The organism is Sporolactobacillus shoreae, assembly GCF_004684935.1.
Taxonomy (GTDB): Bacteria; Bacillota; Bacilli; order Bacillales; family Sporolactobacillaceae; genus Sporolactobacillus; species Sporolactobacillus shoreae.
The window spans coordinates 44,520-67,400 of the sequence record NZ_SRJD01000018.1; the positions used below are offsets into that span (position 1 = coordinate 44,520).

Consider the following 22,881-nt stretch of genomic DNA (forward strand, 5'->3'; position numbering starts at 1 on the left):
ACGAGGCCACATTTCGAAAAACAGGCAGATTCACTACTCCGTTTACCCCTTTCCCATGTTGGTCTGAACCATAGAATATAGTAACACATGATAAGGAGGTGCTTCTGTTGGGATACGATGGTGGATATGGTTGTGGATATGGAGGCGGCAGCCACGTTGGTAGTACCTTTGTCTTGATTGTTGTGCTGTTCATCCTGTTGATTATCGTCGGTACTACTGTTGTTTATTAAGGGAATCACCAAGCCCATTGGCACTGATCACACCCCTTCATTCGGAGGGCACCTTGTAGCGGGTGCCCTTTTTAATTGGTCATTCTCTTTGACTGCTTTTTCATCAAAATTTGGGGCAACAGAAGCAAATGGTTCGGCCAATGACTCAAACGTCCTTCACTTTAGCCTCCAAATTCGCTGCTTATTTTGGAAAAACGGGCCATTTCACCGCTCCGTTCGTCCCTTTCGCAACATCATCAAACTCATAAAATGTACTATCAAGGTCATAAGGAGGTGAATACATTGAGCGATGGTGGATACAGTGGCGGAGGCTACGGCCATGGCAGTAGCTTTGCTCTGATCGTTGTTCTGTTCATTCTGTTGATCATTGTTGGAACGGCGTTCGTCTATTGATAAAATGGGACCGTTTAGCCGCCGGTAGCCCATAAAAACATCTCCTTCGAAAAAGGGTACCTGGCCCTGGTACCCTTTTTGCTTTACTTTAGTTGAAGAACTCTCTCCACCGCAATCCCTTATTCAAGACCACCAATCAAAGTACGACTTTTGCAAATACGCAAAGAGAAACTGCCAGTAGATTTTGCTGTTGTACCTTTTCTTACTGTTTTTTTAAGGGAAACTGCAGTGGATTCATTGAAGCATCAATTCCTTTCATTTGATATTTATGTTGCTGTAAATAGAGAAGCAGCGATTCAATATGCCTCAAGGTGTAAGTCCGATCATGAAGCAAAAGAACCGGGACCTGTCCTTCTTTTTCAACTTTTTTTATTTGCTTAATGGTTTGCTGAACAAATCTCCAGTCCCTGTATCTCCAGTCATAACTGTCAACATTCCAGTCCCACATAATAAATCCATGGTTCACGACCGCGCGGCGATAACTTTCCTTCATGAAAGGATAACTTCCATATGGAGTGCGAATAAATGGCGTTCTGAGACCAGTCACTTCCATAGTTATGTTTTGATCGTCAATCATGTCCTCAACAACCGATTTTTCCGAGCTATACAGTTTTTTATAGTCATGACTGACGCCGTGCAATCCGATCGTAAAGTCTTCCCGTTTCATATTCCTGACGACTTCAGGGAATTTTAGAATGTGTTTGCCGAGCAGGAAAAACGTCGCCTTGGCATGATATTGATTTAATAAACCCATAATCTTCTCTGATGATTCAGAGGGACCGTCATCAAAAGTCAAGTAGCATACCTTTATTTTCTTTTCGTTGTGCCGCATAGAATAAACCGGTTCTGGAATTTTCCCTTTCGTTTCATAACGATTCTGTACTTGATCAATGGGTGAGAAACCAGTTGTTAAGATGAACGAACATAGAACGAGTAGCGGCAAAATTTTTTTCACACGATAAGGCACATGATCCATCTCCACGATAATATATCTGCACATCAGCTTAATATATCCATTACCTGCAAAATTCATCACGTTTGTTATGTACTACCAGAAATGATGCAGGATTAAATGGATCAATAGGTAATTTCACTTGAATAACTGGGTTCAGTAACCACATTGCCGGTACCCCAAACCGCTATTACGTCCACGTTATTAAGCGATAGGATGCATAAAAAGGACACCAGTCAACGCGATATGCGTAGATCAGTGTCCTTAGGCATCCCCATGACTTTTTTCTTCATCAGTAGTTTCAGCTCCATATGATTTGCTTCCATGATAAAAATGAACATGGTCTCTCTTTCCTGAACCAGAAGTGGGTGCTTCAGTTCTATATTTCACTCGGCTTACTCATTATGTCGTGCTTTCTGCCTATCCACCGGTCATTGTCCGGCCTTTATTATATATGAAAAAGGAGCCTACACTGATTAGGCTCCTCTTTACTTCTGAAATACATAATAAACAATGATACACCCTCACGATGTTATGTGTTCTAGGTTACTCATTACCCTTTAGCGCCTCAACCATGTCAATCTTGCGTAATGGGCGCATGGTCATCAAGTTGACAACCCAGGTGAAAATGAAGGTAAGCAAGGCACTGACAATAAAGCTTTGCGGTAGGATTGACTTGACAAACATAACGCCGTCTACTTCAATACCGCTAAGAATCTTTGCGTGCAGGAATAGTCCGCCAATGAGTCCGAGCACGATGCCTATTAATGTTAGTAGATAGCTTTCACGGGTGACATATGCCGAAACTTCTCGGTCATAAAATCCCAAGACTTTAATCGTGGCAATTTCCCTGAAACGTTCACCAATATTGATCGTCGTCAACGTATAAAGAACCACAAACTCAAGAAGGATGGCCGACAAAATAATGACCCAGACCACATCGTTAAGACTCTTAACCGTGTCTTGAAAAGTTTGTTCACTATCAGACAGGAAAGACACGTTGGCGACACCATCGACTTTCGTCAGTGATGAAGAAATGGAGTTATGAGAGACCTTCGTGTTGAGATTCGTCAGAATCTGGTTGACCGCTACTTGCGAGCCGTATGCCTTTGAATACAAAGTGGGTGTCATGAACACATAATTCAGCAAATAATTCTCTGCAATACCCTCAACGCGAAAATGATAACTATGCGTCGCATCATCCTCAATCGCAAGGGTATCGCCCGTTTTGATGTTTAACAGCTGAGCGAGCTGCTGCGTAACGACGACACCATCATTTGACAAAGAAATCGGTGCGCCCGTTTTTGCAAAGCGCGAAGGTGCTTGTCGCAGCTTAAAATAGTTTGAAAATTGATTGGGCTGCTGCGGAACCATGCGATTCACCTGTTCGCTTTTCGAACCCGATTTCACGGTGATATTCTTGTTGGTATTTTTCATGAACGAGGATACCCCGGACGTGTTCCTGAGAAGGTGCGTTATCGTGTCTGTCTGACCGGCAGTCACATTGTTTTTCAGTTGAACGGACATGTCGTATTTCATAATCTCGCCAAATTCTCTTTGAGAGACTTGAGTGGATATAGAATCCTTGAGCCCCAGACCGGTGACGAGCATCGCGCAGCAACAGGCGACGCCTAATACCGTCATCCAGAAACGCTTTTTGTATCGGAAAAGATTGCGTGCCGTTACTTTCTTACTGAAACTCAGATGGTTCCACAGAAAATGGATACGCTCAAGAAGAATCCGTTTCCCACTTTTTGGCGGTTCCGGTCGCATCAATGCCGAAGGTACAGAACGAAGCTCGCTGATACAGGTGAACAGCGTGGCTGCCGTGATTAGTGCTAATGAAATCACCAGAGCTGTAGCGGCGATACCGGGATGAAAACCGACACTCATGGCTGGCATCGAATACAAGATCATATAAGCCTTGAATAGTACGGACGGCAATAAGATAAACCCAAGAACCATGCCGATGATACTTCCAATCAGACTCGCCGAAGCAGAATAAAAAAGATATTTGAACGCGATGGCCCCATTGCTGTAACCCAAAGCCTTAAGCGTACCAATTTGTGTACGCTGTTCCTGTACCATCCGAGTCATTGTCGTCAGGCAAACAAGAGCAGCTATTGCAAAGAAGATGACCGGGAGAATACTGGACATGCCATTGCTACGGTCAACGGTACTTTGGAAACTTGAATAGCCCGTATTGTCATCGCGGCTCAGTATCTTCCAATTTGGTTTCACAATCTGGTTGACTTTTTGTTTGGCATCATGGATTTGCTGCTCCGCCTTACTCAGCTTTTTGTTCGACTCCGTTTTTTGTTTTTTTAGATTCTGCCGTGCTTGATCAACGAAACTTTTTTGCCTGTCAATCTCTTGCTGCCCTTGTGTGATCTGCAGTTTCGCCTTTTTCTGCGCAGCAGCAAATGAATCCTTCTGACTGTTCAGCTGTGCCGCCGAATCGGCAAGGCGTTGTTTACTGGAATTCAGTTGCGTTTGCGTGGCCGCAAGCTTTTTCTGCTGAGCCGAGAGATTAGCCTGTGCTGTTGCCCGCTGCTGTGTCAAAGTGACCAGTGTACTTTTTATTTTTTGAATCTGTGCGTTTAGACTTCCCATCTGTGCAGGTGTCAGGCTTCCGCTCGTCTGACCGACAGAAAGTTCGGTTTCCAGTCCGTTAAGCTGATTCTGCAGAGATGAAATTTTTGACGAAAGGGCATTGATTTGCTTCTCGGTGGTGGCAAACTGGTTTTGTGCCGCTGCTGCCGATTGTTGAAACGAGGCGGATTTTTGGTTATATTCTGCCGTGCTGTTGGCAAGTTGCTTTGCTGCGGTGTCAAGTTTAGTCTGTGCCTCGGAAAATTGCTGATTGGTTTGACTTTCCATCGCTTTCAAGTGATCCTGTGCAGCTTTCAGCTTATTCTGCGAATCGTCGATTTTCTGCTGTGCATCAGCAAATGATTGATCCGCTTGTTTCTTTTTTTTGTTATATTCGTTCTGCTGCTGAGCAATCCGCTTATTGTTCTTGCTGACGAGATCGTTATAACGCGTTTTGGTCCGGCTATCTGCCACGTGATTTAAGTCGTCTCTCACAGCGGAAACTTTGTTGGAATAAGTGTCGTTGAACACTTCCAAACCGTTGGTATCCGCTGCGGTAACTAGAATGGCCGTGTAGTCAGATTGCTTGAAGTTCTGCTGCGGCATAAAGATCAGACCGCTTACCTTGCCATTTCCGATGGTGCTGGTTCCCCGGTCTCTGGTTAAATAGGCAGGGCTATCGACAGTACCCACTACCTTAAGTTTCGTGTCGTGCAAGCTGTCTGATAGGTTCGCCGCCGAACCGGATGACAAAGTGACAAGGTCGCCGATCTTCGGATTGCTTCCGTTTTTTTGCTGATCCACGACGACCTCGTGGGAATTTTTCGGAAACCTTCCCTTTACAAGGGTCAGCGAGTTGATCGCTTCGTTTGATCCGTTACCGTTTGGTATGGAGATTAAATGCGCAACATTGGTCTGTTTTCCGTACGTCTGCATGGCGTCCATCATAAAAACAGGCTGGGCATTCTTGACGCCGGGCACCGTGCGTATCGCTTTTAAATCGTCCTGATTAAAGCCAACAGGTGACAGGATTTGAAGATCCATGAACCGACTTTTTGAAAAGTAGCTGGCAACGGATGCAGATAAATCCGGGCCGATGGAATTAAATCCGACATAAAAAGCGACACCAAGCGTCACAATCACGAGGATTGCGAAAAAGCGGTTCAAAGAGCCCTTAATTTCACGAAATACTTCTTTAATTAGTGTTTTTTGCATCGCACTCACCACTTAATCTCTTCAACATTGACAGGGTTAGGATTGATCTCCATGTTTTCAACACGTCCATTTTTGATCTTGATCAGTCTGTCGCCCATCGGAGCAATCGCCAGATTGTGCGTAATCAGCACAACGGTCATGCCGGTTCTCCGACACGTATCCTGCAAAAGCTTTAATACGGAACGCCCCGTATTGTAATCGAGAGCCCCCGTCGGCTCATCGCAAAGCAGGATCTTCGGATTTTTTGCGAGTGCGCGGGCAATGGCTACACGCTGCTGCTCACCCCCGGAAAGCTGTGCAGGAAAGTTCTTCACACGTTCTTCCAGGCCCACCTGCATCAGCACATCACGAGGCGGAAAGGGGTGATCGCAAATTTCAACAGCCAGTTCCACATTTTCAAGGGCGGTCAGGTTTTGCATCAAGTTATAGAACTGAAAAACAAACCCAATTTGCTTGCGACGGTACGTGATCAATTGCTTTCGTGAATAGTTGTTGATCTCTTTGCCGTCAACGGTAAAGTGTCCTTTTGTTGGGGTATCCATGCCACCAAGAATATTCAGCACAGTGCTCTTCCCAGCCCCACTTGGACCCGCTACTATAGCGAATTCCCCTTTATTGACGATGAAATTCACGCCGGAAAGAGCATTAACAACCACCTCCCCCATTTTGTACTGTTTGGTTATTCCTTTAAATTCAATGATGGGTTCACTCATATCTACTTCCTCCTCTCTTTAAAAATAGGCCATGTTAACGCTAAAAGTTGATTTTGCCCATGACTGGTTTGAGCGGGAAGGCGCGAGACTCCTGCGGGATCAGCGAGTCAAGTGAGCCCCCACAGTGCGTGTAAAAAACGAGGAGGCTCACGGATCGCCCGCGGAAAGCGAGTGCCAGAAGCGAAAAACAACAGACACGTTTAACAGAGCTTAAAAATAAAGAATGGGTGACCAGGGGATTACCCTATGTCATCCATCCTAACAATTGAAAATAAAATAAAAATAGAAAAAGATAAAGAAAACTTAAGAATTGACGATGGGCAGCTTTAGCTCAATACCAAAATCATTGTTCCAGGGTTTGTAAGCACGAATGGATCCTTCGTGCTTTTCAATAATTTCCCTGCAGATAAAAAGACCGAGCCCACTGCCCCCTTTTTCACGGGATCGGGATGGTTCTCCGCGATAAAAGCGATCAAAAAGAAGCTGCAGTTTCTCCTCCGGAACCTGCATCCCGTTGTTTTCAATTTTTACTTTTATATCATTATGGCTTTGTGTTATATAAACATGCACAATAAGTGGCCGCGCACCGTATTTGATCGCGTTGCCCATGATATTCGCAATTAATCGGTTGATTAAGGACGCGTCAACTCGAACCGTCTGTGTATTGTCTATTTTACTGTCGTATTCAAGCTTCGCATCCACACCGTCCCATTCTTCTGTATAAGGTTCCAAAACAGATTGCCAGAATTCTGAGGCAGTGACGATTTGAAAGTCTGCAGGTGCATTTAAATCAGTGACAAGGGCAGCGTCCTGAAACTTATCAATCAGGTCTCTGATATCGTCCGCCTTCCGACCGATCACTTCAAAATAATGCTGCTTTTTCTGATCCGAAACTTTTCCGGAAGACAACCGCTCGGTATACGTGATGATCGATGTGAGCGGTGTTTTCAGATCGTGCGAAATGGCTGCCAGCATCGTCTGTTGCTGTCTGTCGACAGTTTGTAATCGATTGATCATTTGATCAAACCTTTTTTCCAAAACACCGATCTCGTCATGCCGGTAGTCCTTTGCCCTTATTTTCATTTTCAATGGATTGCTCTCCATCCGTCTATAAAGCGCTAAAATAGGTTTTGTAATGGATAGATGAAGAAAAAAGGCGATCAATAAAAACAGAAAAGTAAAGAGAAGCAAGATGATCCATAGGTACTTGATGGCGTACTCTTCAAATACCTCGGTGCGTGTCAAATTCATCCCATTTATCCGCAGGCCATATCGTACGGTACCTCGCGTAATGATATAATCTTTTGCCGATATGTTAATAATTGTTGGCGATTGACCCAACGACCACAGTACGTTTCCCTTTACATCCAGTAATTGAATTTGCATTCTATGATTCGCGTAGGAGGTCAGCAGTCTCTTTATGCTCTTCTCATCCTTGGATGCAGACGCTTTTTCAGCAAGTCTCGAAACCATATTTTGATAATATTGCTCCTCTTTTACCACATCATAACGAAAATCATTTCTGAAAAAAATAACAAAACTGAACAGAAGCATTGCGACAAACAAGAGAAACATGACAAGAAAAAACACAGAGAGCTTGAGACGGATCGATTTCTGCATCAGCGATCGCCTTCCAACTTATAGCCAATGCCCCAGACCGTTTTAATCCGGTGCCCTTCGCGGCCCAGCTTGGAACGAAGATTTTTAATGTGTACAGTAACCGTATTGAGATCTCCACCATAGGTGTCATTCCAAACTGCAGAATAGATTTGTTCACGTGTCAGTACCCTGTTCTTATTTGCAAAAAAGTAACTTAGAATTTGAAACTCTTTAGTCGAAAGATCAGCAGACACCCCATTCACAGCGGCCCACCACTCCGATTGATGAAGCTCAATAGTTCCTAAATGTAAAACGTCTCCTTTTCTCTCTCTTTTTTGTTCGCGTCTTAAATGGGCATTGATTCGAGCAATAAGTTCATCCATTGAAAATGGCTTGGCAACATAATCATCCGCACCCATCTTCAGAGCGATGACTTTGTCAATATCACGACTCTTTGCACTGAGAATAAGCACAGGGGCATCTGAGTCTTTTCTAATCTGGTTCAACGTCTCCAGTCCGTCCATTTCCGGCATCATTATGTCGAGTACAAAAATATCTATTTTTTCAGACTGCATCAGATCAAGCACCTGTGAGCCATTATATGCGCGGCTGACAAGAAAACCTTCGTCCGTTAATGCATCAGATATGATCTCGACAATTTCTTTGTCGTCATCTGCGACCAGGACTCGATACGGCAATTTCATCACTCCAATGATGTGAATGAAAGTCAAACAGATTGTTAATTAAAGTAAAAAGTGTGTCGTTCCGTATTACAGGCGGAACAGAATGATCAGGCATCCAGATAATACGGACGCTTCTCTTTTTTTACTCTCCAGAACAGGATCAGCCCGACCCCGAAAATGATCAGTACGACTGCCAGCCATTGAGAGACGCGCAGCGGTCCCAGCATCAGACTGTCTGTCCTAAGTCCTTCAATGTACGAGCGGCCGAGCGAATACCAGATGACATAGGACATAAAAAGTTCACCACGGCGCAGGTTCACCCGCCTAAGTATAAGGAGGAGGATAAAACCTGCAAAATCCCAGATCGACTCATATAGAAAAGTCGGAATATAGTAGGTGCCGTTAATCAGCATCTGATTGACAATAAAATTTGGAAGATGCATATTCTCAAGCGCAGCTCGGGTCGTCGGGCCCCCATGGGCCTGCTGATCCATAAAATTACCCCAACGTCCAAGTGACTGTCCGAGAATCACACTCGGAGCAATAACATCAGCCACCTTCCAAAACGACAGATGACGCTTGCGACAAAATACAATCGTCGTGGCTACCCCTCCGATCAAAGCACCATAAATGGCAATGCCACCGTTCCACACAGCAATGATTTGTGACGGATGTTGCGAATAAAAAGACCATTCAAAAGCGACATAATAGATACGAGCACAAATAACGGCGATCGGTACTGCAAACATGATAAGGTCAACATATGTATCCTTGGGAAGTCCACGCCTGTTGCCTTCGCGCATGGCAATCATCAAGCCAAGCAACGCACCGCAGGCAATAATAATACCATACCAATAAATGTGAATAGGACCCAGCTGAATAGCGATCGGGTTCAAAGGTTGAACAGCCACAAATTAACTCCTCCACTTCAGCAATTTTGCTTTTGATCTTAGATTTTTCGCTGACTTATCAAATAAATTGTATCATATTGACTTTTTATTCTATTGGCTATGTTTAAATCCAATGTTATTTTTGCCTCTCCGCTGTTTGGAGCGGAAGGCGCGAGACTCCTGCGGAATCAGCGAGCCTTCTGGCCCCGCAGCGAGGGTACCGAGCAAGGAGGCTCACGGTTCGCCCGCGGAAAGCGAGCGCATGGAGCGAAAAACAACAGATAAGTTTAACAAAGCCATTTTATTAAAACTTACGCCATTCTACCAATATAGAAACTAATGATTAGAATAGAAAAAACGATCAGAGTAATCACTGTATATAAATAATCTTTCTCTACGAGAAAGGCGATAATCGAAATGCCTACTCGAAAAACCGGAGTGAGCATGAGGAGGAGCAACCCTGTCAAGATTACACCATATGGTTTCAGTGCAAAACAACCTTGCATTATATCTTTGATGTGCGTTGGATAACGATTTGCCTCATATCCCGATTGACCCTTGATATAAAACAATATAAGTCCGGCAATAATGATTGTGCTACTCATCGCTATCCCTATCCTCAGTGTCCACCCAATTACTATTCCGACTGAATCCATGTCCTTTTCTCTAGTTGCCTTCGCTTGCGAATGATTCACCACTTCCACCCCAATCCTTCGAGCATCATCTGAATGGCGATATAAGCAATCACCGGAACAAAAATAATTCGAATGGTTTTGCTTTTCATCCGCTGCATAATCTTAGCACCAATTGTTGCTCCTACGAGCACACCAATGGCAATCGGTCCGGATATTTGAGGATCAATATCACCACGAAGCAAATAAACACCAGCACTCGCTGCCGCGGTGACACCCATCATGAAATTGCTCGTCGCGCTGGAGACCTTCAACGGTAATTTCATGAACAAGTCCATGGCCATGACCTTGAAACTGCCACTTCCGATTCCAAGCAATCCTGAAGCCACGCCAGCACCATACATCACACCAAATCCTGCTGGCACATGAACCGCATGATAGGGGACCTCTTTTTCCAGATTTTTATCATAATAGCTTCCGTTCAGTTTCATTTTATTGGCTAAGGCTTTTTCCCTGTTCAGATCATATTTCTCTGCTTTCTTTTTTTGAAGCATGGCTAACGCTGAATATAATAAAAAGAGTCCGAAAATGATATAGAGCACGCTTGATGAAATGAAACCCGCTAGGAAAGCCCCGGTGATCGCACCAATTGTCGTTGCAACCTCCAAAAACATACCGATACGCAAATTTGTAATCCCATCATTAATATAGGCAATCGCAGCACCGCTAGATGTGGCAATAACAGCAATCAGACTGGCACCTATCGCATGATTTATGTCAATCCCAAACATCAGAGTCAATATTGGAGTGACAACCGTACCCCCACCAAGTCCAAGAACAGAGCCAAAGATTCCGGCAAGCACAGCAACAATGATTAGTTTTATTACGAGTAGTGACAAGGTTTCATCTCCCGTAAAAATGATTAAAAATCACATTGATTATTCTGAAGTCTTCTACGATACCTCGGCTATATTAGAATCAGTAAGCTCAAAAGATAAACCGTCCTAAGTGATCCCTACTATTTAAATAGTATGCCTTGTTAATCGATAACAAAAATATTATTATTTTATTAATGTTATAAGTAATCTATTATGGAGGAAGAACATTGACATTCAGACATCTTCAAATATTCATCACAGTATGTGATAAATTGAACATGACAGCCGCTGCCGAATCCCTTTTTTTGTCTCAACCTGCAGTCAGTCAGGCTATCTCTGAACTTGAAAAGCATTTCGGTGTTCGGCTTTTTGAGAGGCTGTCCAAGAAACTCTATCTTACAAAAGCTGGGAATAACCTTTTATACTATGCTCGTCACATTACCCAAATGAACAGCCAAGCAGAAAAAGAAATGCGTTTGATAAACAAGAGAAATTTTATACGGATTGGTGCAAGCGTCACAATTGGTGCCTATATACTTCCGAAACTTATTCTAAAATTTAAAGAATTGAATTCTGAGACCACGGTTGAAGTTATTGAAGATAATACTGCAAAGATTGAAAGTCTCATCTTGCGAGACCAACTGGATTTAGCTCTTGTTGAAGGAGAAACTACTTCACCGGACCTCATTAGAAAATCTTTTATGGAAGATGAACTCGTCCTTATTTGCGGCGTTCACCACCGTTTCGCTACAATGACCTCAGTTAATCCGCATGAACTTGAAACTGAACCCTTCATCGTTCGGGAGAAAGAAAGCTGGACGCGTAAAAAATTTGAAGAGGTTATGGCAGAAAAAGACTTGTCCTGGCACGCTTCTTGGACATGCAACAACGTAGATTCCATAAAAATGGCCGTTGCCGAAGGTCTTGGTGTCTCCGTTATTTCAAAGTTTGCCGTAATAAACGATGCTTGTTCCGGCCAGTTGTGCTATAAGGAAATTGATGGCCTGCATTTCAACCGTCATTTTAAAATGATTTATCACAAGGATAAATACCTGACCTCGACAATGCAGAGGTTTATCAAACTTTCCTACGCTCAAAATTAGTAAACCATTGGTTACAGCGAGATGATGGTGGTGATGTATAATTAGCAAAAAGGTCATTTATTCATGAAAAAATATTATGAACTGTTTATGTTCTCGTTGGTTCTTATCTCCTTAGTAACGATTTCTTTTGAAAATCCATTCGTTAATTTACTGGATTGGATCATCTGGGGTATCTTTGTTATTGATTACTTTTATTTTTTTATCCGTGCAGAGAGCAAATGGGGATATTTTAAAACTCACCTGATTGAATTGATTGCAATCGTTCCTTTTGGATCAGGATTCCGGCTTGCCAGAGGTTTGCGCTTGGTTCGTTTATTGCGATTTACGGCAATTGGCCATCGGTACATCGGACCAGTTTACAATTTTTTAAGAGAACGAGGACTTCATAAGGTATTTGTATCCCTACTGGTTGTCATTCTTGTAACTCCAATCCCTATCTCTTTAATTGAGCCGCACATGCACGATTATTTCGATGCGCTATGGTGGGTGATCGTGACAGCAACTACGGTTGGCTATGGAGATATCTCACCAGTAACGCCGATTGGTCGGGTAATTGCTGTAGTATTGATGATATTTGGGATTGGGCTAATCGGTATTGTGACATCCTCAATCACTTCTATACTAATCGGAGAAGATAATAAAAAGGACCAACTTGCACGAATTATCAATGAAATAAATGATTTAAGCGATCAGGATAAAGAAATTTTGAAACAATACGTTAACCGAAATAAATAATATGTGGTCCCCATCTTCTTCCCTACGCTACGGTATAAAGACTCTTGACGCTTATGATTGCATGATGAGCACCCCTCTGGGGAAATAACTATCTGCCGGTAAAACCGGCAGATAGTTATTTATTTCTTTCCATCTCGCATAAATATTATGTGAGGTGATCCGGATGGCTGAAGTGGAGAGTATTTGTCAGCAATTTGCAGACATTTTTCATAGTAAATCAAAACTCGAAAATGGCGTTTGTTCTGTTACATTGAGTAGAACTTTTCAAGTAATCATTCAAGGAAAGACGAGTGTTGATGTAGCTCACGCTGAAATCTCATTTGAATCACTTGACTCATCAGGAAATGCACTTAATTTAGCCGAAATCGCTGTCCTTCAAGAAGAAGTGCCTCGATTTGTTTGGTCATTGTCTCAACAAGGGATCATAGTGAGCGCCATTCATAATCACTGGATCTTTACAGAACCATTAATCCTATACGTCCATCTGCAAGCTGTTGAACCGCCTCTGATATTCGCTAAGAAACTTGCAAATTCTTTTTTATATTTGAACAGTAAGCCTGTTTATTGACCGAAGTGTCTTACTGTGAATCAACAGGTCAGTCCCTTTCCCCGTATCTCCTTGCACCTTTCTGGCAATAAGGACAAATCCATTCACCATTTTTTATTTTCCATCCGTTTCTTCCAAATACTTCTATCGCTTCTTTCTGGCAACTAACATTTGTAGATTTACTATCATACCAAATAGCGAACTTGGCATCAAAAAAAATTTAAAAACTCGTTACTTGAATAACAGCAACTGATGTATTATAGTCTTATTGCCAAAAACAGAGGTGCTTGTGATGTGGGATTTAACAGAGGGAAGCCCAATAAAAAAAATAATTATGTTCACGATCCCACTTCTTATAGGAAACCTTTTCCAGCAGCTTTATAATATCTCAGATACGATAATTGTCGGCCGAACAATTAGCATTCGTGCTCTGGCTGCTGTTGGCGCAACAGACAGTCTGTTTGCTTTAATTATAGGATTTGCGCAGGGTATGACAGCCGGCTTGACGATACTAACAGCGCAACGTCACGGTGCTCGAGATTATAAGGGAGTTAAGCGCAGTTTTGCGGTCAATATTTTAATCAGTGTTGCCGTTTCGTTAATCCTGACTTCTATAGGCGTTCTATTTGCAAGACCCATACTGACGGTCATGCAGACCCCTCGCGATATCATCGACGATGCGCAGAAATTCATTGTTGTCTGTTTTTGGGGTATTGGTGTCACTGTTTTGTACAACTTGTTCAATAACACACTCAGAGCTTTAGGAAATAGCAGAACCCCCCTTTTTTTCCTGGCTCTCGCCTGCGTCGTTAACATCATTCTTGATTTCATCTTCATCCTGTTCTTTCACATGGGCGTTTCCGGTGCCGGATTAGCATCAGTCATTGCGCAGGGACTTTCTGCTATCTGGTGTCTTGTTTTTATCAAACATTACGTCCCAGAACTTGTGCTGTACAGAAAGAACTTTTCCAAAGTGCTGCACGAGGTAAAACAGCATCTTAAGCTTGGGCTGCCGATGGGGTTTCAAACTTCCATTATTTCTATTGGCGCCGTCATTGTTCAAATTATGCTTAATACACTGGGTTCGGGTGCTGTTGCTGCCTATACAACAGCAGGGCGTATTGACTTTCTTGCCACACAATTATCACTTTCTTTCGGAATAACGATGGCTACTTATGCCGCACAAAACCTGGGCGCAGGACACTATGCCCGTATTCATAAAGGAGTGCGTCAGGCTATGGGGCTTTCTTGCTCATTAAGTATTGTCATGGGCACACTGATCATCGTATTCGCTGTACCCCTTTGTCATTTTTTCGTTGGTAACCAGCAACCTGCTGTTACCCACATGGTGCAGGTTTATTTTCTTTGCAACAGCACTATGTACTGTCTACTCTCCATATTATTAATCATGCGCTACACACTACAGGGACTCGGCCGCAGCCTGATACCTACTCTGTCCAGTTCCGTAGAACTATTAATGCGCTCATTTTCAGTCATTTTTCTCATCAAACTCTGGGGCTTTGCCGGAGCGAGTCTTGCCAATCCCTTAGCATGGCTGGGTGCTCTGTTGATGCTCATTGGATCGTACGGCACAGTAGTTCACAAACTCAAGACACTGGAATCAAGAACCCACACCTTAGGCAAGATTCAAATGAATACCGAAGTTTATTGAAAAACCGGCTAGTCCGACGAAAAGCCGTACTAATTTGGAGACAAAAATATTTCGTACAAAGGAAAAAGCGCGTAGAGTGGCCGAAGAAGCCGAGCTCTGCCTAGAGATTGATAGACAAAATAGCACTATTTTCCAGTTTATAAGCATAATTCAGCTGGTTCGATAGGTTTTTCTATCTCTGGTAAGATAACAAGGTTCTTCAGGGTATAAACTAAAACCATTGACTGACTCTAATTTTGAAAGAAATAATGTGTATTTCTTTCATGTTAACTATTAGTTTTTTTTACTTAGTTCGTTTTACTGAAAACAAATAGTGAGGCATATCCATTCCATGATAATGCTTTATGAATCTAGTCTTAATGACCATCCCGTTTCTAATTGCTAAATTCATGGAAGGGATATTTGTATCCCTGACAATAGAAACGACCTGCTCTTTGTTAAGCTTTTCAAAAGCGTAGTATTTACATGCTTTTGCAGCTTCTATTCCATATCCTTTATGCCAACGATTTTTAACAAGATGGTAACCAATTTCTAAATATGATTTTCCTTCAACCATTTGATTAGTCAGACCGCATTCACCAATCACTTCGCGTGAACTACGAAGTTCAATTGCCCATAATCCGTATCCGTTTTCTTTGTATGACGTTATATTCCAATTCAACCAATTTTGAACTTCTCCATCTGAAAATGCGTGTTCATAAGCATACATCACTTCCCTGTCTTGCAAGAAACGCTTTAGATTATCAACATCGTCAATTCTCCAATTTCGTAATCGAAGTCGTTTAGTTTCAAGAATATAATTCATCTCAATCTTACCTTTCTCGCATCAACAAGAAGCTGATTTTGGTTTTTGATTAATCAATGTACAACCTATAGTATCATGTACCTTTAAAACAGTGACCTTTCGCTATACTTAACTTTAGCAACTTTTCCATTTGCTGTCTTTATAATGGTAAAACCGTGTTCAACAGCTTTGTTCTGGCCGCTATCCAGAACAACCATAAGTACTTTACTTGATTCCATTTTCTCGGTCACTGATTTACCATCAAAGTTTAAGTTAATTTCCTTCGCTCGAATGGAGTTCCTCCCTGATATGATATAATTAATATAAAGAACAACTGCAGAAGTTGGTGCAAAACCATTTATGAGAGCATTCTTTCTTAAAACTGATCGTTTAGGTTTCTCTACATGGCAAACAACTGATATTAACTTGGCTAATTCTCTTTGGGGAGAACCTGCAGTAACGAAGTTTATTTCTGCAAATGGATTGTTTTCAAAAGAACAAGTTCATGATCGGTTGAATAAAGAAATAAAAAGTGATCAGCAATATAATGTCCAATATTGGCCATTATTTGAACTTAAAACGAATAAGCACATTGGATGTTGTGGCTTACATCCATATGATCTGGATAAAAAGACTTATGAGATAGGGTTCCACCTGAAAAGCGCTTATTGGGGTAACGGATATGCAACAGAAGCTGCTACTGCAGTAATTAGATATGCATTTGATCAACTTAAATCTAAAAATCTATTTGCTGGGCATAATCCAAAGAACGTTGCCTCCAAAAACTTGCTACTTAAATTGGGATTTAAATATTCACATGACGAATTTTATGAACCAACAGGATTAAATCACCCTTCTTACTTTTATAAATAACTTATAGGCCGATCCGATGATATTGTTGAATCATGAAACGTCCATTAATCGCTTGTTGTTCTTTGGCCAATGGCTTTCCGTTTCGCCGTTTTTTGTTCCCGTGTAATGGACCACGACTGACTTACTCCTTTTCAGGTTAAAAAAGGGGCACCGACCATCGATCTGTACCCTCCGGCTATAAGTAGTCTTCCCTATGACATGTAAACTGTTTTAAATATTTTTTCCTTCAAGATTGAAAATTTCGCTAAGCCCACTCGTTTGGGGTAACTCATAAGCTTCAGTTTAACGGGAACTCTGGACTGTTGCAGCATCGGCTGAATATAACCAAGCGGATTAAATGTAAAACCTAGTCGTTCATAAAATTGCACGCGGCGACGTTTTATTTCATCAACGGGGTCTTCGACTTCCAGTATGATCGGTTTGTCGACACATTCAAGAAAGCTGCGCATAATTTTTGATCCAATTCCATTTCCCCTCCTGTTTGGATCAACAGCCAAGTGCTCAACAAACATGAAAAAACCTAAATTCCAGGTCCCAAGCAGTCCACAGACTTCTTGATTATGATTTATAACTCCAATCATCCTATAATTAGAGTAACTTAGTATCTTTTTCATTTCTTCATAACTACGAATCTCTGATTTAGGAAATGACTGCTCCAACAATTTGTATGCTTCATCAAATAGTGATTCACTGATTGATATGGTTTTTAGATCTCCCACGGTTAAAACAACTCTCCTTCATCACACTTAATCTTAGCAATTTTTCCCTTCGCTGTCCCTATGATGGTAAAGCAAGTAGTTCAGTGCTTTTCTCATTTTCTTCGCTCCTCAACCATCAACGCATAGCGTCAATCGATATTGCAGAATCTACCATAATCCTTGATGACTGCTATTTCCACGTCACCTATAGACATTTCACTGTTCAGTCCCGATGATTTCAGCGATATTCTGCTTGCCCGATTCTTTTGTTGTAATAGTCATCCCGGTAGAGAAAGAGGATCATATCGGCGTCCTGTTGCCTTATCATTGGCAGATCGTCCAAGTATCGTAAAAACCGCTCTGCTTTAGCATCACTGGTACATCGGGTACTGGCTCCACCTCCGATAGCGAATCGTCAGCTGTCGTTCAGACAAATGTGTCCCGCCAGCAAAAAGCGGAAATTTTTTAATTTATAAAAATGACGATTGCGTGACAATGCTTTTTTTCAGAATGCATACAGCCAAGAACTGTCACACCAAAAATCCTATCCCTATGCATGATTGTCCCAAAAAAGCCACAAATACTATATGTTGATTTGTCATGTTGACTAAAATACAATATGTAGTACTATAAGTAAGAAACGTAATCGAGAGGAGTACAGCTATGCCTATTAAACTATCAGATACTTACATTAAAAAAATAAAATCAGAGGTCCAGCCGCACTGGGGGGAACTCGGATGGGTCACCTATAAACGGACTTATGCCCGCTGGATTGAGGAACTGGACCGCTATGAAGAATGGGATGAAACCGTCAAGCGGGTTGTTGAAGGTAATATAAATCTGGATCCCAGACTGCATAAAGATCAGGTATCCGAAGAAACCATCTATGAGCTCGAAAAAGAAGCCGAACGTTTATTTAAATTAATTTACAGCCTTGCCTCCACCCCATCAGGCCGCAACCTTTGGATCTCCGGCACGGACTATCAGCAGCGTGTCGGCGATGCATTGAATAATTGCTGGTTTATCGCGATTCGTCCTCAAGCTTATGGCGACAGTCACATTGTTCCCTTCTATTTGAAAAAAGAGCAGCCGGCCGTATCCATGCCCTTCTCTTTTCTGTTTGACGAACTAATGAAAGGCGGCGGTGTCGGTTTCTCCGTTTCCACAGCAAATATTCGTCAAATCCCTCCAGTAATGCGTCAAGTGAAACTGGATATCCTGATCAGCAAAGAAAACGGCGATTACGCGGCAGCTATTCAGGCTGGTGCCCAAGATGCAGAGACTTGGTACCAGACTCATGACGGTGAATCTTATCTCTGCTACCAAACTCCGGATACACGCGAAGGTTGGGTGGAATCCAATGCACTGCTCATTGATGCCCACTTCTTGTCAACGATTGACAATGCAGGACATGTCGTTATCGATGTCAGCCTTATTCGCGAAAAAGGAAAAAGAATTAGGGGATTCGGCGGTGTGGCCGCAGGACCCGTTCCGTTCATCGAGATGCTTGATGCCGTGAACCGTGTGCTGAATAAAGCGAACGGGAAAAGGCTCACATCCGTTGACTGCACGGACATTTGCAATTTAATCGGAAAAAATGTCGTTGCCGGAAACGTACGCCGCAGTGCTGAAATTGCCCTTGGCGATCCGGATGACCAAGCCTTTGTCACAATGAAACAGGATCAGGAACAATTAATGGATCATCGTTGGGCATCAAACAACAGTGTGCTCGTCACGCCTGATTTTAACCACTATGATGCGGTTGCCGAGGCGATTGCCAAGAATGGAGAACCTGGTATCGTCAATCTCGATAACATCCGCAACTATGGGCGGTTGGCGGACGGTCGCCAGCCGAGTATCGATGCCGATGCAGAAGGAACCAACCCTTGCGGTGAAATTTCTTTAGCAAATGGCGAACCCTGCAACTTATTCGAAGTCTTTCCGGGAATCGCAGAAGCGGCGGGCTGGTCGCTTGAAGAAGTTTTTCGTCTCGCCGTCCACTATGCGAAACGTGTAACGTTCTCACACTATGATTGGGAATGTTCAAGAACGATTATTGAAAAAAACCGGCGAATCGGCATCTCGATGAGCGGCATCCAAGACTGGGTACTCCAACATTTCGGAAAACGTCTGGTCAGCGAGTTTGATTATACCAGAGATCCAGAAACCGGCAATCTGTATCAGAAACCGATTTTTAATGAACAAGCGGTTCAAGCGTTCGATGCCTTTTATCATATGGTCGTTACGAGCGATCAACAGTATTCGCAAACACTCGGCTGTAGCCCGTCAATCAAACATACGACCGTCAAACCGTCCGGGACAGTCTCAAAGCTTGCCGGTATTTCGGAGGGAATGCACTTTAGTTTCGCCAAATATTTGATTCAGCGTATTCGCTTTCAGGACAGCGATCCCTTACTCCCTGCACTGAAAAAAGCCGGCTATACGATTGAGAAAGACGTATACTCTGAAAATACAATGGTCGCCGAATTCCCGGTTAAAGCAGGCGGCGCCGATCATAAAGGCTTTGTATCCGCGGATGATGTTTCGATAGAGGAGCAGTTTGCAACACAGCTGTTTCTTCAAACCTACTGGGCAGACAACTCGGTCAGCTGTACCATTACATTTCATAAAGATGAAACTGTTAAGATTTCCGGCCTGCTGCGGCAATACCGAAAATTGTGCAAGTCAACTTCGCTGCTTCCATACAGCGGACATGGCTTTGTTCAAGCGCCAAAAGAGCCGATCAGTAAAGAAAAATATCTGGAGCGAAAATCCGAAATCACCGCCGATGTTGTTGAACTCTATCAAACGCTCCGCCTCAAAGAACGGAAAGACCTTGAGCTCATCGGTCAAAGCGACTGCGCCGGCGGAGCTTGCCCGATAAAATAATAACCTGGAGGGGTTATGCTCATGCTGACTGTCCATAAAATGACACTGCTCGCTTTGCTGACTGCAGCCGCTGTTGCCGGCCGGCTTGCGATTCACGGAATGAATATCCAGCCAGCAACATTAATCATCATTCTGACCGGATGGTTTTTTGGCTGGAAAATGGGCGCAGCCGAAGGGATGTTGACGGCGCTGGCTTCCGATCTGTTTCTCGGTCTCGGCTACTGGACGCTTTTTCATCTCGCCGCATGGGGAATGATCGGCCTCCTATCCGCACTCATTCCCCATAGAAGGTGGCTCTATTACTTATGGCTGTTCATTAGCGGATTTTTATTCGGCATCATCATGGCCTTCTCCTATTTTGTTTTCACTGAAAATCCCTTAACGGTCGTCGGTTTATGGATCAGCGGACTGCCCTTTGATCTATACCATGCGGCCGGAAATCTCATTTTCGGTTTGGTGTCCCCGCTTCTGTTCAAAGTCTTCGCAAATGAGGCCAATAAATTAAGAAAACATACCGCTCAATAATGTACGAACTACTGAGGAGTCGAAAATAGTGAAAAACATCTATCGAATCATTATCTATATACTCGCCGCCGCCATTTTATTTGGCGCTGGCTTTTTCACCGGACACGAAACTGCTCAGACAGCTGCGCCGGAACAGTCCGCTAATGCAGCTAAAAATGCTGCTGCATTAAGTGCCGTCATCAGCATTAAGGACGGTTCCCATGTGCTGAAAGGAAAAATCACACTTTCAAAAGATGAGACAGCCTTCAGCTTGCTTCAAAAATTCACCAACAAACAGCATATCGAAATGAACAGCAGCGGCAACGGAAAAATGGTATATGTGACCAGTTTAAACAACAAGAAAGCCTCCAAAAATACCGGGTGGCTGTTCACCGTTAACGGCAAACAACCCAATGTCGGCGCAGGTGCCGTAAAGGTTAAAAAAAATGATCAGATCGTCTGGCACTATAGCAAGTTCTAATAGTTTTAAAAAAGCAAAAGCCCTATGGTTTTTGCTTTTTTAATTAGCTTCATTTACTTAGAATTTTTTAACAGAAATACCCCTTAATAAGCTGAGCAATGACTTTAGCATGACTTTCCAAAGCGAAGTGACCACTGTCCAGCAGTGCAACTTGTGTCTTGGGGTCATCTTTTTTAAAAGCTTCCGCTCCAGGATAAATAAATGAGGGGTCATTTTTGCCCCAAACAGCTAATAATTTAGGTTGGTATTCTTTGAGGTAGTTTTGGAAGACTGGATACAGTCTAATGTTGTTTTGATAATCAAAAATTAAATCCAATTGCCGGTCGGCATAGCCCTTGGAATGCGTATAGGCAATATCTAACATGTATCCATCTGGTGAGACTGAACCTTCTAACGTCCCATACTTGTATTGGTTAATAATCGTCTCCGGAGCAAATGTCGAACGATAGCTTTCTCTTTTTTCGGGAGTTGGGCTATCCCAAAAATTTTTACGAGCAGCCCACTTTTCTCCTAATCCTTCTTGATAAACATTTCCATTTTGGCTAATGATTCCTTTGATCCAATCAGGGTGTTTAACGGCAATTCTAAAACCGATTGGCGCCCCATAATCAAAAACATACATATAGAAATTCTTAATCCCTAGTTGTTCTAAGAAGTGCTCCATGATCTCGGCTAGATGATCAAAGGTGTAGGTAAAGTTTCGACTATCTGGAGCCTCTGATTGGCCAAAACCTGGGTAGTCGGGCGCAATCAAGTAAAATTGATCTACCAATTCAGGAATTAAATCGCGAAACATATGACTGGCTGAGGGAAAGCCATGGAAGAGAATGAGTGCCGGTTTTTGCGGATCACCAGCTTCTCTGTAAAAAGTCTTCAGGTTAGAAGCTTTAACTATTTGTACTTTGTCATCTTCAAGCCACTCCTTGGCCTCAATAATTCAATGCTTAAAAGCACAATAATAGGCCACAACTTGTACAGTGTGACCTTTTTTTACTTCGTGATATAGTCTAATAGTTTAAACATAACTTCCTTATTTTCCTCAGGTACTGAATGATTCAAAATTTCCTTAGGTGATTTCTTTAACAAAGAGCCTTCCGTGTATTGGGCATCATTAACAACAATCTCTCTAACGTCATCTGCTTGTGGTTCGAAATGGAACTGTAATCCAATAACCCTATGATTCATCACAAACCCTTGATTTTCTAACAAATCACTGGAGAAGAGTAATTCGGCCTGATCGGGAATTTCAAACATCTCTTCATGCCAGTGTAACGCCACTAGTTTTTGGGGTAATCCTTCAATGGCATCACTCTTCAAATAGACAGGCGCCCAACCAACTTCTTTTAGTGCCTTACCCACGGAACAACCCAGTGTTTTAGCGATTTGCTGTGCCCCAAAGCAGGCGCCAAACATTGGCGTGTTGTGGTCTAGGAGTTCTTTAATTAACTTACGTTCATTCAAAATCCATTCGTCAGAATCATTGGGACTCATGGGTCCTCCTAAAATTATTAGCATATCTGTCTCATTGGCAGTTGGTAAAACACCGTTAAATTGATAAGGATGATAGACATAGATCTCATGTCCTCGGCTTATCGACCATTCTTTAATAGAACCGGGGCCTTCATTAGGTGTATGCTGTAATATGTTTATTCTCATGTTCATCCCTCTTATTAGCCAAATTTTGATTAATTTGTATGTAGTAATTTAAAAGTACCCCACCAAAGTCATTAAAAATTCCCCCACTCTAGTATAAATAAACCCACAATAAGTAATGTGATGTCTTGTTGTGGGGAGATTGGGATGATGATGACTTTGAAG

General features: G+C 42.6%; 23 protein-coding genes. 10 read left to right on the forward strand and 13 right to left on the reverse strand.

The features are described from left to right. The first annotated feature begins 104 nt into the window (after nt 1-104). Nucleotides 105-230 (forward strand): YjcZ family sporulation protein, encoded by a 126-nt coding sequence (locus E4665_RS13785; RefSeq protein WP_135349406.1) that lies wholly within the window; start codon nt 105-107, stop codon nt 228-230. Nucleotides 231-512: 282 nt separating this feature from the next. Then, the gene (locus E4665_RS13790; protein ID WP_277752227.1) at nt 513-623 is read left to right on the forward strand and encodes a YjcZ family sporulation protein; all 111 of its coding nucleotides are present in this window, start codon (nt 513-515) and stop codon (nt 621-623) included. A 202-nt stretch (nt 624-825) separates the two neighbouring features. Here E4665_RS13790 and E4665_RS13795 read toward each other — a convergent pair whose 3' ends face one another. The 8 genes from E4665_RS13795 to E4665_RS13830 all read right to left on the reverse strand — a co-directional run bounded on the left by E4665_RS13795 (nt 826) and on the right by E4665_RS13830 (nt 10,798). Next, nucleotides 826-1,590 carry a polysaccharide deacetylase family protein gene (locus E4665_RS13795; RefSeq protein ID WP_167815213.1) on the reverse strand — a complete coding sequence of 255 codons (765 nt, stop codon included), beginning with the start codon at nt 1,588-1,590 and terminating at the stop codon, nt 826-828. A 531-nt stretch (nt 1,591-2,121) separates the two neighbouring features. Beyond that, nucleotides 2,122-5,382, reverse strand: a complete 3,261-nt coding sequence (locus E4665_RS13800) for an FtsX-like permease family protein (protein ID WP_135349386.1) — start codon at nt 5,380-5,382, stop codon at nt 2,122-2,124. A gap of 5 nt (nt 5,383-5,387) precedes the next feature. After that, nucleotides 5,388-6,095 carry an ABC transporter ATP-binding protein gene (locus tag E4665_RS13805; RefSeq protein WP_135349387.1) on the reverse strand — a complete coding sequence of 236 codons (708 nt, stop codon included), beginning with the start codon at nt 6,093-6,095 and terminating at the stop codon, nt 5,388-5,390. 303 nt (nt 6,096-6,398) lie between these two features. Continuing rightward, complete coding sequence (locus E4665_RS13810; protein WP_135349388.1) at nt 6,399-7,715, reverse strand: sensor histidine kinase; 1,317 nt, start codon at nt 7,713-7,715, stop codon at nt 6,399-6,401. Further along, nucleotides 7,715-8,392 (reverse strand): response regulator transcription factor, encoded by a 678-nt coding sequence (locus E4665_RS13815; RefSeq protein WP_135349389.1) that lies wholly within the window; start codon nt 8,390-8,392, stop codon nt 7,715-7,717. The genes E4665_RS13810 and E4665_RS13815 overlap by 1 nt, the downstream gene beginning before the upstream one ends. Before the next feature lie 92 nt (nt 8,393-8,484). Further along, nucleotides 8,485-9,288: a prolipoprotein diacylglyceryl transferase gene (gene lgt / locus E4665_RS13820; RefSeq protein ID WP_135349390.1), complete on the reverse strand. Its 804-nt coding sequence runs from the start codon at nt 9,286-9,288 to the stop codon at nt 8,485-8,487. 290 nt (nt 9,289-9,578) lie between these two features. Then, nucleotides 9,579-9,962 (reverse strand): DUF1634 domain-containing protein, encoded by a 384-nt coding sequence (locus E4665_RS13825; protein WP_241654879.1) that lies wholly within the window; start codon nt 9,960-9,962, stop codon nt 9,579-9,581. Next, a complete protein-coding gene (locus E4665_RS13830) occupies nt 9,959-10,798 on the reverse strand; it encodes a sulfite exporter TauE/SafE family protein (protein ID WP_135349391.1) in 840 nt (279 codons plus the stop codon). Before E4665_RS13830 ends, E4665_RS13825 begins: the two co-directional genes overlap by 4 nt. Before the next feature lie 206 nt (nt 10,799-11,004). Between E4665_RS13830 and E4665_RS13835 the strand changes: the two genes are divergently transcribed. From E4665_RS13835 to E4665_RS13850, 4 genes are all read left to right on the forward strand, one after another. After that, on the forward strand, nt 11,005-11,880 hold the full coding sequence (locus E4665_RS13835; protein ID WP_135349392.1) for a LysR family transcriptional regulator: 876 nt from the start codon (nt 11,005-11,007) through the stop codon (nt 11,878-11,880). Between the two features lie 63 nt (nt 11,881-11,943). Beyond that, the gene (locus E4665_RS13840) at nt 11,944-12,615 is read left to right on the forward strand and encodes a potassium channel family protein (protein ID WP_135349393.1); all 672 of its coding nucleotides are present in this window, start codon (nt 11,944-11,946) and stop codon (nt 12,613-12,615) included. Between the two features lie 163 nt (nt 12,616-12,778). Then, nucleotides 12,779-13,183: a DUF1259 domain-containing protein gene (locus E4665_RS13845; protein ID WP_135349394.1), complete on the forward strand. Its 405-nt coding sequence runs from the start codon at nt 12,779-12,781 to the stop codon at nt 13,181-13,183. A 271-nt stretch (nt 13,184-13,454) separates the two neighbouring features. Then, nucleotides 13,455-14,834: an MATE family efflux transporter gene (locus E4665_RS13850; RefSeq protein WP_135349395.1), complete on the forward strand. Its 1,380-nt coding sequence runs from the start codon at nt 13,455-13,457 to the stop codon at nt 14,832-14,834. Between the two features lie 283 nt (nt 14,835-15,117). Here E4665_RS13850 and E4665_RS13855 read toward each other — a convergent pair whose 3' ends face one another. Then, the gene (locus tag E4665_RS13855) at nt 15,118-15,639 is read right to left on the reverse strand and encodes a GNAT family N-acetyltransferase (RefSeq protein WP_167815214.1); all 522 of its coding nucleotides are present in this window, start codon (nt 15,637-15,639) and stop codon (nt 15,118-15,120) included. An 83-nt stretch (nt 15,640-15,722) separates the two neighbouring features. Next, complete coding sequence (locus tag E4665_RS18745) at nt 15,723-16,088, reverse strand: XtrA/YqaO family protein (RefSeq protein WP_338326014.1); 366 nt, start codon at nt 16,086-16,088, stop codon at nt 15,723-15,725. Between E4665_RS18745 and E4665_RS13860 the strand changes: the two genes are divergently transcribed. Continuing rightward, nucleotides 15,979-16,491 carry a GNAT family N-acetyltransferase gene (locus E4665_RS13860; protein WP_135349397.1) on the forward strand — a complete coding sequence of 171 codons (513 nt, stop codon included), beginning with the start codon at nt 15,979-15,981 and terminating at the stop codon, nt 16,489-16,491. The genes E4665_RS18745 and E4665_RS13860 overlap by 110 nt on opposite strands. 191 nt (nt 16,492-16,682) lie before the next feature. Here the strand turns inward: E4665_RS13860 and E4665_RS13865 are convergent, their stop codons facing one another. Further along, complete coding sequence (locus E4665_RS13865; protein WP_135349398.1) at nt 16,683-17,210, reverse strand: GNAT family N-acetyltransferase; 528 nt, start codon at nt 17,208-17,210, stop codon at nt 16,683-16,685. Nucleotides 17,211-17,852: 642 nt separating this feature from the next. On the opposite strand from E4665_RS13865, the gene nrdJ reads away from it, so the two are divergent. The 3 genes from nrdJ to E4665_RS13885 are packed head-to-tail and all read left to right on the forward strand — an operon-like array spanning nt 17,853 to nt 21,063. Then, nucleotides 17,853-20,078: a ribonucleoside-triphosphate reductase, adenosylcobalamin-dependent gene (nrdJ, locus tag E4665_RS13875; RefSeq protein WP_135349400.1), complete on the forward strand. Its 2,226-nt coding sequence runs from the start codon at nt 17,853-17,855 to the stop codon at nt 20,076-20,078. Between the two features lie 21 nt (nt 20,079-20,099). Beyond that, on the forward strand, nt 20,100-20,603 hold the full coding sequence (locus tag E4665_RS13880; protein ID WP_135349401.1) for an ECF transporter S component: 504 nt from the start codon (nt 20,100-20,102) through the stop codon (nt 20,601-20,603). Between the two features lie 28 nt (nt 20,604-20,631). Further along, nucleotides 20,632-21,063 (forward strand): DUF4430 domain-containing protein, encoded by a 432-nt coding sequence (locus tag E4665_RS13885; RefSeq protein ID WP_167815215.1) that lies wholly within the window; start codon nt 20,632-20,634, stop codon nt 21,061-21,063. Nucleotides 21,064-21,130: 67 nt separating this feature from the next. Here the strand turns inward: E4665_RS13885 and E4665_RS13890 are convergent, their stop codons facing one another. Continuing rightward, nucleotides 21,131-22,000 (reverse strand): alpha/beta fold hydrolase, encoded by an 870-nt coding sequence (locus E4665_RS13890; protein ID WP_422067265.1) that lies wholly within the window; start codon nt 21,998-22,000, stop codon nt 21,131-21,133. A gap of 53 nt (nt 22,001-22,053) precedes the next feature. Beyond that, the gene (locus E4665_RS13895) at nt 22,054-22,719 is read right to left on the reverse strand and encodes a type 1 glutamine amidotransferase (protein WP_135349404.1); all 666 of its coding nucleotides are present in this window, start codon (nt 22,717-22,719) and stop codon (nt 22,054-22,056) included. Between the last annotated feature and the right edge of the window lie 162 nt (nt 22,720-22,881).